Genomic DNA, 16,599 nt, shown 5'->3' with positions numbered 1-16,599 from the left:
TATTCGTCCGGAGTTGCGCCATGACCGTACAGTCACCCGATCTGATCAGCGAACTTTTACGCGGCATGCGTCTGTCAGGGGTGAAATACCGGCGGATCCAGGCCAGCGCGCCGTTTGGCGTCGCCTTCCATCAGGCGCCCGGTAGGGCGCAGTTTCATTTTGTGAGCCACGGTAGCGCCCTGCTGCGGATGGAGAGCGGTGCGGCCTTTCAGCTGAGCAGCGGAGACGCCCTCTTTATTCCAGGCGGCAATTCCCATGCCCTGCTCTCCGACGAGCGGGCCACCATTACCCCTGTCAGCGACTTTCCCAGCGAGCCTATCTGCAGCTCGGTGTGTGCCATCACCTGCGAGCCCTGCCCGGAGAGCGAGAACACCATCATCTTTAGCGGGTGCATGGATTTTGAGCTGGGCGGGATGCAGCCGCTGATCAAGGCGATGCCGGAAGTGATGATGGTCAGCCGGCTGATGTCCACCTGGCCGGAGATCCACCCGCTGCTGGCGGCGATGGAGCGGGAATCCGTGTCGCGTCAGGCCGGGTACGCCGGGATCCTTGCGCGTCTGGCCGACGTGGTGGCGGCGTTAATCGTGCGCGGCTGGGTTGAAGGCGGGTGTGGTAAAGCCACCGGCTGGGTGCAGGTTCTGCGCGACCCGCGCCTGAGCCGGGCCATTTACGCCATGCACCAGCAGCCCGGCCTGAGCTGGAGCGTGGCGGACCTGGCAAAAGAAGCGGGCACGTCCCGTTCCGTGTTCGCCGAACGGTTTCTGGCCGCGACGGGAACCACCCCGGCAAAATATCTCAGCGAGCTGAGAATGCGCCTGGCCATCCAGTACATTCGCCACGAAAATCAGCCGATTGAAACCGTCGCGCTGCGGCTGGGGTACGGCTCTCTGGCGGCATTTAGCCGGGCATTTAAGCGCATCATAGGACATGCGCCGGGCACGCTGCGGGAAGCCAGCCAGACGCCGGAAGAGGTCTGACGGGCAGGCAATTATTAACGCGAAGCGAGCAATATTCGTCTAAGGTTTTCAGGTGATTGACAACAGCGGTCACGCTGTTTAGTGAAGACAGGAGACGAACTGATGATAAGACCTCGTACACTACGCCCCGCATTCTTGCCCCTTGCGTTAGGAGGCGCGCTGCTCGGCGTCACGACTTGCGGTTATGCCGACGATAGCCCCGCAACCCAGACAACCTCACCCGATATTTTGCTGGGCCCGCTGTTTAACGATGTGCAAAGCGCCAAACTGTTTCCCGATCAGAAAACCTTCGCGGATGCCGTCCCCAAAAGCGACCCGCTGATGATTCTGGCGGATTACCGGATGCAGCACACGCAGTCCAGCTTTGACTTACGCCACTTTGTCGAGATGAACTTTACGCTCCCTGCAGAAGGGGAAAAATATGTTCCGCCTGCTGGACAAAGTTTACGTGAGCACATTGACGATCTCTGGCCCGTGCTGACGCGCACCACGGATAAAGCCAGCAACAAATGGGATTCCCTGCTGCCGTTACCCAAACCTTACGTTGTGCCCGGCGGACGTTTCCGCGAGGTCTACTACTGGGACAGCTATTTCACCATGCTGGGCCTGGCAGAGAGCGATCATTGGGACAAAATTAGCGACATGGTGGATAACTTTGCGTATGAGATTGACACCTTCGGCCACATTCCCAACGGCAACCGCAGCTATTACCTGAGCCGCTCCCAGCCGCCGTTTTTCTCAATGATGGTTGAATTGCTGGCGACCCACGACAGCGATGCGCTGAAGAAGTACCGCCCGCAGATGGAGAAAGAGTATGCCTACTGGATGGACGGCGTCGACGCCCTTCAGCCGGGGCAGGCTAACAAACGCGTGGTAAAACTGGACGACGGCGCCATCCTCAACCGCTACTGGGACGACCGCGACACCCCGCGCCCGGAGTCCTGGCTTGATGACGTGAATACCGCCAAAAGTAATCCTAACCGGTCTGCGACCGAGATCTACCGTGATTTGCGTTCCGCTGCGGCCTCGGGCTGGGACTTTAGCTCCCGCTGGATGGACGATCCGCAAAAGCTCGGCACCATCCGAACCACCAGCATTGTCCCCGTGGACCTGAACGCCCTGATGTACAAGATGGAAAAACTGCTGGCGCGGGCAAGCCAGGAGAGTGGCGACGCCGCCAGCGCAAGCAAATACGAGGCGCTGGCGACGGCGCGTCAGAAAGCCATCGAGAACCACCTGTGGAATGATAAAGAGGGCTGGTACGCGGATTACGATCTGAAAAGCAAGAAGGTACGCAATCAGCTCACGGCGGCAGCCCTGTTCCCGCTTTACGTGAAGGCGGCGGCGCAGGATCGGGCCGATAAAGTCGCCGCGGCAACTTCATCGCGCCTGTTGAAACCGGGCGGTATTGCGACCACCACCGTCAATAGCGGCCAGCAGTGGGATGCGCCAAACGGCTGGGCCCCGCTGCAGTGGGTGGCCGCGGAAGGGCTGCAGAATTACGGACAGGAGAAGGTCTCAATGGACGTGACCTGGCGCTTCCTGAAGAACGTTCAGCATACTTACGACCGCGAAAAGAAACTGGTCGAGAAGTATGACGTGTCGACAACCGGTACGGGCGGCGGCGGCGGTGAATATCCGCTGCAGGACGGCTTCGGCTGGAGCAACGGCGTGACGCTGAAAATGCTGGATCGGGTCTGTCCGAAAGCAAAACCTTGCGACAGCGTGCCGGAGAATCAGCCTGCGGCAAATGAGGAGGCTGCGCCGGTGAAAGCTGCGGCGCAGTGAGGGTATTGCCGGGTGGCGGCTACGCCTTACCCGGCCTACATTTTGAACTCACAGGGAATTACTCAGAAACTGTAACTCGCCCCTAACTGATACGTCCTGTCACGCCCAATCCAGCAGTTGGTCGCATCGTAGCAGGTCAGCGTTTCTTTGTTGGTGATGTTCTGCGCGCTGGCTTTGAGCGTTAGCCCTGCCAGCGAGGGCAGGATTTCGCCCATCCGGTACGAGGCCGCCAGATCGTACTGCGTGGTGCCGCCCAGTTTACCCGTATCGTTTGCCGGAGAGATTTCCATCGGCCCGGTGTAGCGTGCGCCCGCTCCAAGCATCAGTCCTTTCAGCGGCGAGTTGTCAAAGGTGTAATCCCCCCAGAGGTTAAAGGCATTCTCCGGGACCTGCGTTGGACGTTTACCTTTGTACTTGTCATCTTCCCGGTTGATCGCGTGGGTGTACGCATAGTTGGCAATCAGCGTCAGGTTGTCCGTCGGACGGCTGATGGCGGAGAGCTCTGCCCCTTTGGATTCCACTTCCCCGGTCTGACGATAGTTCAGGAAGCCCGGATCGGAGGTGACGACATTTTTCTGACGGATGTTAAACACCGAGGCGGTAAAGGTGGTGGCGTAGTCGGCCAGCAGATATTTCACCCCGCCTTCCACCTGTTTGCTGGTAGTCGGTTTGACGTCTTTCGCCACGAGCGTACCCTGCGGTGACACCGGCGCAAAACCTTCTGAATAGCTGATAAACGGCGAAATCCCGTTATCGAAGGCGTAAAGCGCGCCCAGGCGTTTGGTGACGCGATCCTGCGATACCCAGGCTTTATCACCGTTTTGCAGGTAGTTGGTGGTAACGGAGCGGTAATCGTCGTAGCGCAGGCTGCCCAGCAGGTTGAGGCCGCCAAACTCTACCTGATCCTGTAAGTAATAGCCGTTCTGCTGATAGCTGAGACGGTTTTTCTGGGCAGTATAGAGCCCCAGCGCGCTTTCCTGGATCTGCGAATAGTCAGGATGCTGCATATCGATGCCCGGCGTGGCTGACGCGTAGCGATAGTGGAAATGGGAGTTCAGCTTCTGATAGTCAAACCCGGCCAGCAGGTGGTGTTTCCAGTCGCCCAGGGCAACGGTTTTAGTCACCTGGTTGTCGATGTTGAAGCTCTTAAGGTCTTCATCGGTGGTGTAGGCAAAGCGGTTGAGCTGATACGCCTCGCTTCCCGTCCCTGTCGCGTAGACGCTGCGCTGGTGGGTATCGACGTCGAAATAGCGCGCCTTCTGGTTAAAGCCCCAGCCGCTGTCGAATTCATGTTCAAAGCTGTAGCCCAGCATCCACTGACGCTGCTTAAACCCGCTCCATTCGTCCCCGGCATAATCGCGCTTGCCCGCATATTTCGAGCGCAGGTAGGCGAGCGGCAGCGGGTTAGACGGCGTCAGGCTCGGGGTGTTTTGCGCCAGCGCGTCCAGGGTGAGGCGGGTTTTGTTGTCGGGCTGCCAGGTGACGGACGGAGCAACCAGGTAGTTTTCATACCGGGTGGTGTGCGGCTGATCGTCGTTTTCCGTGGCTTTGCCCAGCAGACGGTAGTTCCAGTCGCTGTCGGCAATCTGCCCGGTTGAATCGAGATAGCCCTCTTTCAGATTACGGTTTCCGGTGTTAATGCCGATTTCAGTTCGGGCTTCCCGCTGCGGTTTTTTACTTTGAATATTCACCAGCCCGCCCGGCGAACCGCCGCCGTAAAGGACCGATGAGGGGCCTTTCAGGATATCAACGCTGTCAATTAGCAGCGGATCGATACGCGCTTTGGTATTGCCGGTGACGTTGTAGGGGAGCTGCAGCCCGTTGTAGAACTCCTGGTCGACGGTAAAGCCACGAATTTTATATTCGCTCATGTAGGAGGTATTCCCCCGCACCTCGGTTGAGACGCCCGGGGCATAGCGCAGGATTTCATTCACCGAATTCGCGTGACGCTTTTCAATTTCCGGCGCTGAGAGGGTCGTGATGACCTGCGGCGTTTTACTTTCGGCAACGGCCGATTTCGTGGCGCTGTTCGTCCAGGCCGGCAGCGCGCTGCCCTGATCTGATCCCGTGACGACAATGGTGGATTCTTCGGCGAACGCCGGGACCTGCAATGCCAGCGTGACGGCCCCTGCCAGGGCGCAAAGCGTAAAACGTGAGGTATTCATAATGTCGTCTTGTTGTCAGATGTAATACAGAACGACAATTATTATCATTTAGATTAACAAATCAATACTCAGGCAAAAAAACGGCCCTCCGCAGAGAGCCGTTCATGTCAATTTATGCTCGTCGCAGTAACCTGAATATGCCCAGCACCACAATGGCACCCACGACAGCGACCAGAAAACTGTGCAGGTCGAAACCACTTATGTTGCCTCCAAAACCAAACATCGTCGCCAGCCAGCCGCCCACAACCGCACCAACGACCCCGAGTACACAGGTCAAAATAAAGCCGCCACCATCGTTTCCCGGCATGATCAGTTTAGCGATAGCGCCAGCAATAAGACCAAAGATAATCCAGGCGATGATACCCATAGCGATGCCCTCTTACAGGTTTAACGCGTGCGCAGAAAACCTTCTGCACAGCTAACTTAAGTATAGGTCATCACCGGAAAACCATTTTCATCTCACCGACTTATCTTTGCCTAAACAGGTAAAAAAAACTCACCGGTTTGTATTAAGTTTCATTGCAGATTGCCGATAACGCTAAGACAGTCTGTCATCAATCAAGGAGCCATCCGGCGTGAGTCATTACAGTGAGCAGTTCCTCAAGCAAAATCCGCTGGCTGTATTAGGGGTATTACGCGACCTGCAAAAAGGTGAAGTGCCGCTGCGCATCAGCTGGTCGAATAATCAGTTCATCAGCAAGATCCTTGACGCCTCGCAGGAGCGGCTGGTGATTGATTTAGGCAGTCAGGAGTATGAAAACCGCGCGGCGCTGAAAGCGGAGAATATCGCGGTGATGGCCGAAACGCAGGGCGCCAAAGTGGAGTTTGTCCTGTCGCGGCTGGAACTGAGCGAATACCAGGGACTGCCGGCTTTTGTTACCCCGCTTCCGACCAATCTCTGGTTTGTTCAGCGCCGTGAATATTTCCGCATCAGCGCCCCGCTCCATCCCGCCTATTTTTGTAAGGCCAAAATGCCGGACAAAAAAGAGATCCGCTTCCGCCTCTTCGACCTGTCGCTGGGCGGCATGGGTGCGCTGATGGATACGCCGAAACCGGACGGGCTGGTAGAGGGCATGCGGTTTACGCAAATTGAACTGGATATGGGTGGCTGGGGTCGCTTTTATTTCGATGCGCAGCTGATTGCCATCAGCGACCTTACCGTCGTGGACAGCAAAAATGAAACCATCACCACGCCGCGTCTGAGCTTCCGTTTCCTGAACGTCGGGCCCGGCGCAGAGCGTGAGCTTCAGCGTATTATCTATTCCCTGGAGCGGGAGGCGCGGGAACGCGCAAATAAAGTTCTGTGAAGAAATCGGGCAGCGTGACCGCCGCCCGTCTGCGGCATTACATGGCATCCATCGCTTTCTGTACTTTCCAGATATAACGAGGCGCCTGTGGTGCCGGGTGATTTTTCGCCACATGTTCAAAGAATTCGTCTTTGTCCATGTCGTTAATCTCTTCTATCGCCTCTTTGCGGTCAGAGGAGAAGGTTCTGAGCAACGCGCCGGCACCGTTAACGTAAGACACCACCAGCGCGTACTGCATCACCTCTGGATCCTTAATCCCTTTCAGCACGCCATGCTCCATAATGCTCAGATAGGCCGTGCCCATTGAAATGTTGCGTTCCGGGTTCTTCAGCTCGCTGGTCGACGGCTGGCCGCTCCAGCCCATGTAGCGATAAACCTCTCTCCCCGCCGTTGACGCTTTAAGCTGCATCAGCCCCACCGCGTTGGATTTGCTGACAAGCGTGGGATTACCGCCGGACTCCACCGCAATGATCGCCGTGATGAGACGCGGGCTGACGCCCCAGGCCTTCCCGGCTTGCTCACTGATCGGCATCCACTGCATGGCCCGTTTCACCGGCACTTCCGGGTTCCAGGGCGGGTTTTGATAATCATGTTTTGAACTACAGCCAGCGAGCAACACAATCAAAAAAGCAAACCATCTCAATTTCACGTCATCTATCCTTATAGCCGGTCATCGCGGTGCGCCGCTCTTGAAGCAGGCAGCGTATAAGCGGCATGATATAGACAATTAGTTTCTCATTCAGCAAGGAATTGCCATGTCTCAGTTTCATCTTATCGCGCCGTCGGGCTACTGCATTAACCAGGATGCGGCGCAGCGGGGCGTTCAGCGTTTGCTGGAATCTGGCCATCAGGTAGAAAATCAGACGATTATCCCCCGCCGCCAGCAGCGTTTTGCCGGTAGCGAAGCGCAAAGGCTGAATGATATCAATAGTCTGGTTAGACTGACCGGCGAAAACCGGATTGTGCTTGCGGTGCGCGGCGGATACGGTGCGAGCCGGCTGCTGGAGAGCATTGACTGGCAGGGGCTGGCGCTGCGCCAGCAGCAGGATCCGCTGCTGATCTGCGGCCACAGCGATTTCACCGTCATCCAGCTCGGGCTGCTGGCCCTGCATAACGTCATCACCTTCAGCGGTCCGATGCTGGCCGGCAACTTCGGCGCACCGGAGCTGGATGCGTTTACCGTGGAACATTTCTGGCGCGCGCTGCGCAATTCCACCTACAGCGTGGAGTGGCAAGGTAATGGACCGCACTGGGAATGTGAAGGCCAGCTCTGGGGCGGCAACCTGGCGATGCTGGTCTCGCTCATCGGCACCCCGTGGATGCCGCAAATCGAGGACGGCATTCTGGTGCTGGAAGATATCAATGAACATCCGTTCCGCGTCGAGCGCATGCTATTGCAGCTTTATCATGCCGGTATTCTTGAACGCCAGTCCGCGGTTGTGCTGGGCAGCTTCAGCGGCTCTGCCCCAAATGACTATGACGCGGGTTACTCCCTTGAGACCATGGTCGACTTCGTTCGCTCGCGGCTGGATATTCCGGTCATCACCGGTCTCGATTTCGGCCACGAGCAGCAAACCGTGACCCTGGCGCTGGGGGCGCACGCCACCCTGATCCACAATGATTCCGGCAGTCGGCTGACCATCAGCGGTCATCCTGTCATAAAGGCATAAAAAAGCCGTTATACCCCCTTAATAAAACGCTGTTGCCGTTGTTAATATGTTAGGGTTTTAGTAACAGCGTTAACATTGAGGTGGGAGTAAGAGAACATTGGATGCCGCAGCGATAATCAGCCTTTTCATTTTGGGTTCCGTCCTTGTAACCAGCAGTATTTTATTAAGTTCATTTTCATCGCGTCTCGGCATACCTATTCTTGTCATTTTCCTCGCCATCGGCATGCTGGCCGGCATTGATGGCATTGGCGGTATCCCATTCGATAACTACCCTTTCGCCTACATGGTGAGTAACCTCGCGCTGGCGGTGATCCTGCTGGACGGCGGGATGCGCACCCAGGCGAGCTCCTTCCGCGTGGCCTTAGGGCCTGCGCTGTCGCTCGCCACGGTCGGCGTGTTGATTACCTCAGGCCTCACCGGAATGATGGCCGCGTGGCTTTTCCATCTCAATATCATGGAAGGTTTGCTGATTGGCGCCATTGTGGGCTCAACCGATGCGGCAGCGGTATTTTCCCTGCTCGGCGGAAAAGGGCTTAACGAACGCGTTGGCTCCACGCTTGAGATTGAATCCGGCAGTAACGATCCGATGGCGGTATTTCTCACCATTACGCTTATCGAGATGATTCAGCAGCATGAAAGCGGGCTGAGCTGGATGTTTGCGTTACATATCCTGCAGCAGTTCGGCCTGGGGATCGTCATCGGCCTGGCGGGGGGCTATCTGCTACAGCAGACGATCAACCGTATATCGCTTCCTCTGGGGCTTTACCCTCTGCTGGCGCTGAGCGGCGGCATTCTTATTTTTGCCGTTACCACGGCAGTGGACGGCAGCGGTATTCTAGCGGTCTATCTCTGCGGGTTCCTGATGGGCAACCGCCCTATTCGCAACCGCCATGCCATTTTGCAGAACTTCGACGGTCTGGCGTGGCTGGCGCAAATCGGCATGTTTCTGGTGCTGGGCCTGCTGGTTACGCCATCGGACCTGCTGCCGATCGCCGTTCCGGCGCTGCTGCTGTCCGCGTGGATGATCTTCTTCGCCCGTCCGCTGTCAGTATTTGCAGGCCTGCTGCCGTTTCGCGGCTTCAACCTGCGCGAGCGGGTCTTTATCAGCTGGGTGGGCCTGCGCGGCGCGGTGCCGATTATCCTTGCGGTGTTCCCGATGATGGCCGGTCTGGATAACGCGCGGCTGTTCTTTAACGTGGCGTTCTTCGTGGTGCTGATTTCCCTGCTGTTCCAGGGAACCTCGCTCGGGTGGGCGGCAAAAAAAGCCAAAGTGGTGGTCCCGCCCGTGGGCTGGCCGGTCTCCCGCGTGGGGCTCGATATTCATCCGGAGAACCCGTGGGAACAGTTCGTCTATCAGCTAAGCGCCGACAAATGGTGCGTGGGAGCCTCGCTGCGCGATTTACACATGCCGACCGAAACGCGCATTGCCGCCCTGTTCCGCGATAATGTCCTGCTGCACCCTACCGGCAGCACCCGCCTGCGCGAGGGGGATATTCTCTGCGTGATTGGTCGCGAGCGCGACCTGCCCGCGCTGGGCAAGCTGTTCAGCCAGTCGCCTCCGGTAGCGCTGGACCAGCGCTTCCGGAGGCGATTTTATTCTGGAAGCCAGCGCCAAATTTGCGGATGTGGCGCTGATTTACGGCCTGGATGAAGGTGCTGAAGACGGTGATAACCCGCAAACGCTGGGCGAAATCATCCAGCAGCGGCTTGGCGCTGCCCCGGTCGTGGGGGATCAGGTAGAGTTTGCCGGGATGATCTGGACCGTTGCCGAAAAAGAAGATAACGCGGTGCGGAAAGTCGGTTTAAGGCCGATGGAAGAGGAAGCGGAGTAGTTTTTTGCCGGGTGGCGCTAACGCTTACCCGGCGAAGATAGGTTACACCGTCACAACCGGCACTCTTGGTGCCAGCGCGCACATCAATTCATACCCCACCGTGCCCGCCGCGGTAGCCACGTCATCAATTTTGATTTCGTTACCCCACAGCTCGACGGGTGAGCCAATGCCCGCCTGCGGGCATGGCGTCAGGTCAACGGCCAGCATATCCATAGATACGGTGCCCACCGTTCCCGTGCGAACCCCATCGACCCAGACCGGCGTGCCGGTCGGCGCGATGCGCGGGTAGCCGTCGGCATAACCGCCCGCCACGATGCCAATCCGCTGCTCGCCTTTTGCCCGGTAGCGGCTACCGTAGCCCACCGTGTCCCCGGCCTTCAGCGTCTGCACGCCGATGATTTCACTGCGCAGGGTCATGACCGGCTTGAGGCCGCTGTTGGCGATATCCTGCCACTGACCAGAGGGAGACGCACCGTACAGAACGATCCCCGGACGCACCCAGTTATAGTGCGCCTCGGGATGCCACAGCGTGGCCGCCGAGTTCGACAGCGAGCGCGGGCAATCCAGCCCTTCTGCCGCCTGCTCAATGCGGACCATGGCATCGGCAATACCGTCGGGTTTTTCCGCGTCGGCAAAATGCGCCATCAGCGTCATTTCGCCCACGTTTTTCATGGCGCGTAGCTGCTGCCAGACCGTATGCACCCGCTCAGGCTGAAAGCCCAGGCGGTTCATGCCGCTGTTCACCTTGAGGTAGATATCCAGCGGAGCATGGAGCTTCGCATCCTGGATCGCCTTAATCTGCCAGTTGCTGTGAACGCTGGTGGTCAGCCGGTACTTGTCCAGCAGCGGCAGATCTTCCGCGTGGAAGAAGCCTTCCAGCAGTAGAATCGGCCCTTTCCAGCCGCGCTCGCGCAGCAGAATGGCCTCTTCCAGATTCAGTAGCGCAAAACCGTCGGTCGCGCTCAGCGCGCTCCAGATACGATCGATACCGTGGCCGTAGGCGTTCGCTTTCACCACCGACCAGACGCGCGAACCCGGTGCCGCCCGACGAACAATTTGCAGATTATCCTTCAGAGCCTGCAGGTTCAGCTGGGCCAGAACAGGACGGGACATGACAACTCCTTAGCTATGCGCGCCGTGCAGGTGCTGTAGACGCGAAGGCGTAAACCCCGATTGATAGCGCGCGGCGCTTAAATCGTCAAACGGAATTGCCGGCGTGCGCCCGGAAATCAGGTCGCTCAGCAGCTGACCCGATCCGCAGGCCATCGTCCAGCCGAGCGTGCCGTGTCCGGTATTGGTCCACAGGTTTTTGAACGGCGTGCGGCCTACGATCGGCGTGCCGTCCGGGGTCATCGGACGCAGGCCGGTCCAGAACGTCGCCTGCTCAACAAAACCGCCGCGCGGGAAGAGATCCCCCACGACCATCTCCAGCGTTTCACGACGCGGCTTCAGCAGCTCGGTGTTGAAGCCGACAATTTCCGCCATGCCGCCCACGCGAATGCGGTTGTCGAAGCGGGTAATGGCGATTTTGTAGGTTTCATCCAGAATGGTCGAGACAGGTGCGCCGCTCTCTTCTTTCACCGGAATGGTCAGCGAGTAGCCCTTCAGCGGATAAACCGGAATGTCGAGAATGCCTTTCAGCATGGCGGTGGAGTACGAACCAAACGCCATCACGTAGGCATCGGCTTTGATCACCTCGTCGCCGCACTTCACGCCGTAAATTTTTTCCCCTTCCGACAGCAGCTTGTCGACGGAAGTATTAAAGCGGAACTTCACTCCCGCCTGCTCGCACATTTGCGCCAGACGTTGCGTAAAGAGCTGGCAGTCGCCGGTTTCGTCATTCGGCAGGCGCAGGCCGCCGGTCAGCTTGTGCGCCACTTCCGCCAGCGCCGGTTCAACCTGGCCAAGCTGGCTGGCTTCAAGGAGCTGGTATGGTACGCCCGCATCTTCCAGCACGGCGATATCGCGGGTGGCATTCTCGTACTGTTGCTCGGTGCGGAACAGCTGCAGCGTCCCGCCCTGACGGCCTTCGTACTCAATTCCCGTCGACGCGCGCAGCGCTTTCAGACAGTCGCGGCTGTATTCCGCCAGGCGCACCATGCGCCCTTTGTTCTCCATGTAGTGGCGGGTGTCGCAGTTGCGCAGCATCTGCCACATCCACTTCAGCTGGAACTGCGTGCCGTCAAGGCTGATGGCCAGCGGCGCATGGCGCTGGAACATCCATTTAATCGCTTTCAGCGGAACGCCCGGCGCAGCCCACGGCGCCGCATACCCCGGAGAGATTTGCCCGGCGTTCGCCGCGCTGGTTTCAAGCGCCGGACCAGATTCACGATCGATAACGGTTACGTCATGTCCCGCCTGACTTAAATACCAGGCGCTGGTTACCCCAACGACACCACTTCCCAGTATGACAACACGCATAGCCACTCCATTATGTGCAAAAGAACAATCTTCTAATTACAGATTGATAACCTAGTTGAAAATATTATTCAACATACGACTTTTTTATGGTGACTTACCTCACACATCCCCCAGCATCAGGGGATAGTGCTAATTTGGGATCTCATGCTGCGCGTTATTTTTAACCAGCATAATATGCTGAGACATACCGTTTTTTTGCCGTATCAAAAACGCGAAATCGCAAAGAAAAAATTTCTGCCCCAGCACGCTTTTTAACACGTTGATCTATGCTTGAAAGGAGGCTCTCCAGACAGAGAGAGCACCCACAACGAGGGCGCGCTAATGGCTACTATTGATTCCCTGAACAAGGACAACACACGTCTGAGCGATGGACCCGACTGGACCTTCGAGCTGCTGGATGTTTACCTCGCCGAAATCGACCGGGTCGCAAAACTGTATCGTCTGGATACCTATCCCCATCAGATTGAAGTCATTACGTCCGAACAGATGATGGACGCCTACTCCAGCGTCGGGATGCCGATTAACTATCCGCACTGGTCGTTTGGTAAAAAATTTATTGAAACGGAACGGCTGTATAAGCACGGCCAGCAGGGGCTGGCGTATGAGATTGTGATTAACTCCAATCCGTGTATCGCCTATTTAATGGAAGAGAACACCATTACCATGCAGGCGCTGGTGATGGCGCACGCCTGCTACGGGCACAACTCATTTTTCAAGAATAACTACCTGTTCCGCAGCTGGACGGATGCCAGCTCCATCGTCGATTACCTGATCTTCGCCCGCAAATACATTACCGACTGCGAAGAGCGCTACGGCGTGGACGAAGTGGAAAAACTGCTCGACTCCTGCCACGCGCTGATGAACTACGGCGTGGACCGCTACAAACGTCCGCAGAAAATCTCCCTGCAGGAGGAGAAAGCCCGGCAGAAAAGCCGCGAAGAGTACCTGCAAAGCCAGGTGAACATGCTGTGGCGTACCCTGCCGAAGCGTGAGGAGGAAAAAACGATCGCCGAAGCGCGTCGCTATCCGTCCGAGCCGCAGGAAAACCTGCTCTATTTTATGGAGAAGAACGCCCCGCTGCTGGAGCCGTGGCAGCGTGAGATCCTGCGCATCGTGCGCAAGGTGAGCCAGTATTTTTACCCGCAAAAGCAGACGCAGGTCATGAACGAAGGCTGGGCGACCTTCTGGCACTACACCATTCTTAACCATCTGTACGACGAGGGAAAAGTGACCGAGCGGTTCATGATGGAATTCCTCCACAGCCATACCAACGTGGTGTTCCAGCCGCCCTACAACAGCCCGTGGTACAGCGGTATTAACCCGTATGCGCTTGGCTTCGCTATGTTCCAGGATATTAAGCGCATCTGCCAGTCGCCGACGGAAGAAGACAAGTACTGGTTCCCGGATATCGCCGGTTCTGACTGGCTGGAAACGCTGCACTTTGCGATGCGCGACTTTAAGGATGAGAGCTTCATCAGCCAGTTTATGTCGCCGAAGATCATGCGAGATTTCCGCTTCTTCACCGTGCTGGACGATGACCGCAACAACTATCTGGAGATATCCGCTATCCATAACGAAGAGGGTTACCGTGAGATCCGCTCTCGCCTCTCTTCCCAGTACAACCTGAGCAATCTTGAGCCGAATATTCAGGTATGGAACGTCGATTTGCGCGGTGACCGCTCCCTGACGCTGCGCTATATTCCGCACAATCGCGCGCCGCTGGATAAAGGGCGTAAAGAGGTGCTGAAGCACGTGCATCGCCTGTGGGGCTTTGACGTGCAGCTGGAGCAGCAGAATGAAGACGGGAGCGTCGAGCTGCTGGAACGTTGCCCGGCGCGGTTGAATACGCTGTAGCGCCACCGGGCGAAAAAAAACCTCTCGTATGAGAGGTTTTTCTTTTAGCGGGTCTGAATCGCTAAATCACCCGGCAGCGTTTTCTGCATACGGTGCCAGATTTCACCGGAATCGTGACCGTAGCGGCGCACCGTCTCATAAACCTGATCGTGCAGACCTTCGGTACAGAGCTTGCTCAGCTTATGGTAGAAGCCCAGCGCCAGGCTACGCGCTTCCGGATTGGCAAAGTAGTGGCGGCCAATGCGGGTATAAAGCCCTTTCATACCGTTGAGGATCAGGCCATACACCGGGTTGCCGGAGGCAAACGCCAGGCCGCGAAACACGTTGTAATCGAGGGTGGCAAAAGCATCGGCGTGATCTTCCACCTCGTTCGCTGTGGCCAGCACCGCAAGGGCGTCTTCCGGATGCTGACGGAAAGCGGTACGAATAAAGATCGTCGCGATGTTGGTGCGAACGGAGAGCAAATTATCAATGAGCTGCGGCACGCTTTCATGGTCGAGACGCGCCAGCGTTTCAAGAATGTTCAGCCCGGACGTTTCCCAGAAGTTGTTCACTTTCGTAGGCTTACCGTGCTGGATCGTCAACCAGCCATCGCGCGCCAGCCGCTGAAGCACTTCACGCAGCGTGGTGCGAGTGACGCCAATCAGTTCAGAGAGTTCGCGTTCAGCCGGAAGAATGGACCCCGCAGGGAAACGATTATTCCAGATGCTTTCAATGATGTACTCTTCCGCGAAACCCGCCGGGCTCTGCGCCTTAATGACCATAGTGAGATTTCCATTACACAGCTTTAGCAAATTGGACTCATCATACCAGAGGCACGCAGTAGCAGGTAGCGCGGCAACGAGAGAAAAGAGGGATCGCCGTTTCATTTTTGTGAAATTTACAATGCAGCCTTATCCGCCTCCAGGCCGTGATTTTTGCGTATACTGATGTTTTGTCTTACTTGACGGGAAGGACGTCTGTTGTGGAAATTTCTTTTGGGCGCGCACTATGGCGCAATTTTTTAGGCCAGTCTCCTGACTGGTATAAACTGATACTGTTGGTTTTCCTGGTCGTTAATCCCATCATTTTTAGCGTTAACCCCTTTATCGCCGGCTGGCTGCTGGTGGCGGAGTTTATCTTCACCCTGGCCATGGCGCTGAAATGTTATCCCCTGCTGCCGGGCGGATTGCTGGCGTTTGAAGCCGTCGTCGTCGGTATGACCAGCGCCGAGCATGTCAAAGCAGAGCTGGCGTCTAATCTCGAAGTGCTTCTGCTGCTGATCTTTATGGTGGCGGGTATCTACTTTATGAAACAGCTGCTGCTGTTCATCTTCACGCGCCTGCTGCTCAGCATTCCGTCGAAAATGTTCCTCTCGCTGGCGTTTTGCCTTGCCGCCGCCTTCCTGTCGGCCTTCCTTGATGCGCTGACGGTCGTCGCGGTGGTGATAAGCGTAGCGGTTGGGTTTTACGGTATTTATCACCGCGTGGCCTCTTCTCGCCCGGGTGACGATTTACAGGATGACAGCCACGTCGAGGCACATAACCGTGAGGTACTGGAACAGTTTCGCGCCTTCCTGCGCAGCCTGATGATGCATGCCGGCGTCGGTACCGCCCTGGGCGGCGTGATGACCATGGTGGGCGAGCCGCAAAACCTGATCATTGCCAAAGCGGCGGGCTGGCACTTCGGTGATTTCTTCCTGAGAATGGCCCCGGTGAGCGTACCGGTGCTGATCTGCGGGCTGGCGACCTGTCTGCTGGTGGAGAAGTTTCGCCTCTTTGGGTACGGGGCGCAGCTCCCGGAGCCGGTACGTCAGGAACTGCATAAATTCGATGTGCAGAGCCGAAGCCAGCGGACGCGCCAGGAGACGCTACGACTGATTGCTCAGGGGATCATTGGCGTCTGGCTTATCGCGGCGCTGGCGTTCCATCTTGCCGAAGTGGGGCTGATTGGCCTGTCAGTCATTATTCTCGCCACCACCTTTACCGGCGTGACGGACGAACATGCCATCGGCAAGGCGTTTACCGAAGCTCTGCCGTTTACCGCCCTGCTGGCGGTGTTCTTTGCCGTCGTGGCGGTGATTATCGACCAGCACCTGTTCGCGCCGATTATTGCCTTTGTATTACAGGCGTCACCGGATGCTCAGCTCTCGCTATTTTACCTGTTTAACGGCCTGCTCTCGTCGATCTCAGATAACGTCTTTGTCGGGACGGTCTACATCAACGAGGCCAAAGCGGCCATGGAGCAAGGCGTTATCAGCGCCGGACAGTTTGAGCTGCTGGCCGTGGCGATCAACACCGGTACCAACCTGCCGTCGGTGGCGACGCCAAATGGTCAGGCCGCCTTCCTGTTCCTGCTGACCTCCGCCCTCGCGCCGCTCATACGTCTTTCTTATGGCAGGATGGTGTGGATGGCGCTGCCCTACACGCTGGTGCTCACGATCGTGGGATTGCTTTGCGTCAAAATTACCCTCATTCCCTGTACGCAATGGCTGGTACAAGCGGGTATACTTGCGGCGCAGTAAACTATGCATCTCGGGCAGTTCGCTGCCCGTTTGCCTTTTCGCACGATAAACATCCAATTACGTTTTATTTCGCCAGGTACAG

12 protein-coding genes and 1 pseudogene are annotated in these 16,599 nt (G+C 57.1%); 7 read left to right on the top strand and 6 right to left on the bottom strand.

Translation table 11 applies throughout. From position 1 onward, the window contains the following. Window positions 1-20: 20 nt before the first annotated feature. Window positions 21-977 carry an AraC family transcriptional regulator gene (locus tag UTM25_RS01425; protein WP_194399495.1) on the top strand — a complete coding sequence of 319 codons (957 nt, stop codon included), beginning with the start codon at window positions 21-23 and terminating at the stop codon, window positions 975-977. 102 nt (window positions 978-1,079) lie between these two features. Beyond that, window positions 1,080-2,765 carry an alpha,alpha-trehalase gene (locus UTM25_RS01420; RefSeq protein WP_194399496.1) on the top strand — a complete coding sequence of 562 codons (1,686 nt, stop codon included), beginning with the start codon at window positions 1,080-1,082 and terminating at the stop codon, window positions 2,763-2,765. 62 nt (window positions 2,766-2,827) lie between these two features. Here the strand turns inward: UTM25_RS01420 and UTM25_RS01415 are convergent, their stop codons facing one another. Together UTM25_RS01415 and UTM25_RS01410 are read right to left on the bottom strand one after the other, a co-directional pair. Beyond that, window positions 2,828-4,930 carry a TonB-dependent siderophore receptor gene (locus UTM25_RS01415; protein WP_194399497.1) on the bottom strand — a complete coding sequence of 701 codons (2,103 nt, stop codon included), beginning with the start codon at window positions 4,928-4,930 and terminating at the stop codon, window positions 2,828-2,830. Window positions 4,931-5,042: 112 nt separating this feature from the next. After that, window positions 5,043-5,297, bottom strand: coding sequence for a GlsB/YeaQ/YmgE family stress response membrane protein (locus UTM25_RS01410; protein ID WP_008502662.1), 255 nt, complete (start codon window positions 5,295-5,297; stop codon window positions 5,043-5,045). A gap of 208 nt (window positions 5,298-5,505) precedes the next feature. Here UTM25_RS01410 and ycgR point away from each other — a divergent pair, with 208 nt between their 5' ends. Next, a complete protein-coding gene (gene ycgR, locus UTM25_RS01405) occupies window positions 5,506-6,237 on the top strand; it encodes a flagellar brake protein YcgR (RefSeq protein ID WP_320714171.1) in 732 nt (243 codons plus the stop codon). A gap of 37 nt (window positions 6,238-6,274) precedes the next feature. Here the strand turns inward: ycgR and emtA are convergent, their stop codons facing one another. Then, a complete protein-coding gene (gene emtA / locus UTM25_RS01400) occupies window positions 6,275-6,886 on the bottom strand; it encodes a membrane-bound lytic murein transglycosylase EmtA (protein WP_023312175.1) in 612 nt (203 codons plus the stop codon). Between the two features lie 106 nt (window positions 6,887-6,992). Between emtA and ldcA the strand changes: the two genes are divergently transcribed. Then, window positions 6,993-7,907: a muramoyltetrapeptide carboxypeptidase gene (ldcA, locus tag UTM25_RS01395; protein ID WP_194399498.1), complete on the top strand. Its 915-nt coding sequence runs from the start codon at window positions 6,993-6,995 to the stop codon at window positions 7,905-7,907. Between the two features lie 97 nt (window positions 7,908-8,004). Beyond that, window positions 8,005-9,739 (top strand): annotated as a pseudogene (locus UTM25_RS01390) (potassium/proton antiporter). 42 nt (window positions 9,740-9,781) lie between these two features. On the opposite strand, the gene dadX reads toward UTM25_RS01390, so the two are convergent. Beyond that, on the bottom strand, window positions 9,782-10,852 hold the full coding sequence (gene dadX, locus UTM25_RS01385; RefSeq protein WP_194399500.1) for a catabolic alanine racemase DadX: 1,071 nt from the start codon (window positions 10,850-10,852) through the stop codon (window positions 9,782-9,784). A 9-nt stretch (window positions 10,853-10,861) separates the two neighbouring features. Continuing rightward, entirely contained in the window at window positions 10,862-12,160 is a 1,299-nt protein-coding gene (locus UTM25_RS01380) for a D-amino acid dehydrogenase (protein ID WP_194399501.1), read from the bottom strand. Window positions 12,161-12,481: 321 nt separating this feature from the next. Here UTM25_RS01380 and UTM25_RS01375 point away from each other — a divergent pair, with 321 nt between their 5' ends. Further along, window positions 12,482-14,014, top strand: coding sequence for a SpoVR family protein (locus UTM25_RS01375; protein WP_023293929.1), 1,533 nt, complete (start codon window positions 12,482-12,484; stop codon window positions 14,012-14,014). 44 nt (window positions 14,015-14,058) lie between these two features. Here the strand turns inward: UTM25_RS01375 and fadR are convergent, their stop codons facing one another. Then, the gene (gene fadR / locus UTM25_RS01370; protein ID WP_023312180.1) at window positions 14,059-14,778 is read right to left on the bottom strand and encodes a fatty acid metabolism transcriptional regulator FadR; all 720 of its coding nucleotides are present in this window, start codon (window positions 14,776-14,778) and stop codon (window positions 14,059-14,061) included. A 200-nt stretch (window positions 14,779-14,978) separates the two neighbouring features. Between fadR and nhaB the strand changes: the two genes are divergently transcribed. Further along, window positions 14,979-16,517 carry a Na(+)/H(+) antiporter NhaB gene (nhaB, locus tag UTM25_RS01365; protein ID WP_194399502.1) on the top strand — a complete coding sequence of 513 codons (1,539 nt, stop codon included), beginning with the start codon at window positions 14,979-14,981 and terminating at the stop codon, window positions 16,515-16,517. Window positions 16,518-16,599 lie beyond the last annotated feature (82 nt).

Source organism: Enterobacter sp. 61D5 (assembly GCF_034107965.1).
GTDB lineage: Bacteria > Pseudomonadota > Gammaproteobacteria > Enterobacterales > Enterobacteriaceae > Enterobacter > Enterobacter cloacae_M.
Note: the sequence above shows the minus strand (reverse complement) of the source record. Positions and strands in the feature narration are given on the sequence as shown.

Excerpts from the sequence above, each read along its gene's own strand:
- UTM25_RS01425 (WP_194399495.1), top strand. The coding sequence starts at position 21 with ATGACCGTACAGTCACCCGATCTGATCAGCGAACTTTTACGCGGCATG.
- UTM25_RS01420 (WP_194399496.1), top strand. The coding sequence starts at position 1,080 with ATGATAAGACCTCGTACACTACGCCCCGCATTCTTGCCCCTTGCGTTA.
- UTM25_RS01415 (WP_194399497.1), bottom strand. The coding sequence starts at position 4,930 with ATGAATACCTCACGTTTTACGCTTTGCGCCCTGGCAGGGGCCGTCACG.
- UTM25_RS01410 (WP_008502662.1), bottom strand. The coding sequence starts at position 5,297 with ATGGGTATCATCGCCTGGATTATCTTTGGTCTTATTGCTGGCGCTATC.
- ldcA (WP_194399498.1), top strand. The coding sequence starts at position 6,993 with ATGTCTCAGTTTCATCTTATCGCGCCGTCGGGCTACTGCATTAACCAG.
- dadX (WP_194399500.1), bottom strand. The coding sequence starts at position 10,852 with ATGTCCCGTCCTGTTCTGGCCCAGCTGAACCTGCAGGCTCTGAAGGAT.
- UTM25_RS01380 (WP_194399501.1), bottom strand. The coding sequence starts at position 12,160 with ATGCGTGTTGTCATACTGGGAAGTGGTGTCGTTGGGGTAACCAGCGCC.
- UTM25_RS01375 (WP_023293929.1), top strand. The coding sequence starts at position 12,482 with ATGGCTACTATTGATTCCCTGAACAAGGACAACACACGTCTGAGCGAT.
- fadR (WP_023312180.1), bottom strand. The coding sequence starts at position 14,778 with ATGGTCATTAAGGCGCAGAGCCCGGCGGGTTTCGCGGAAGAGTACATC.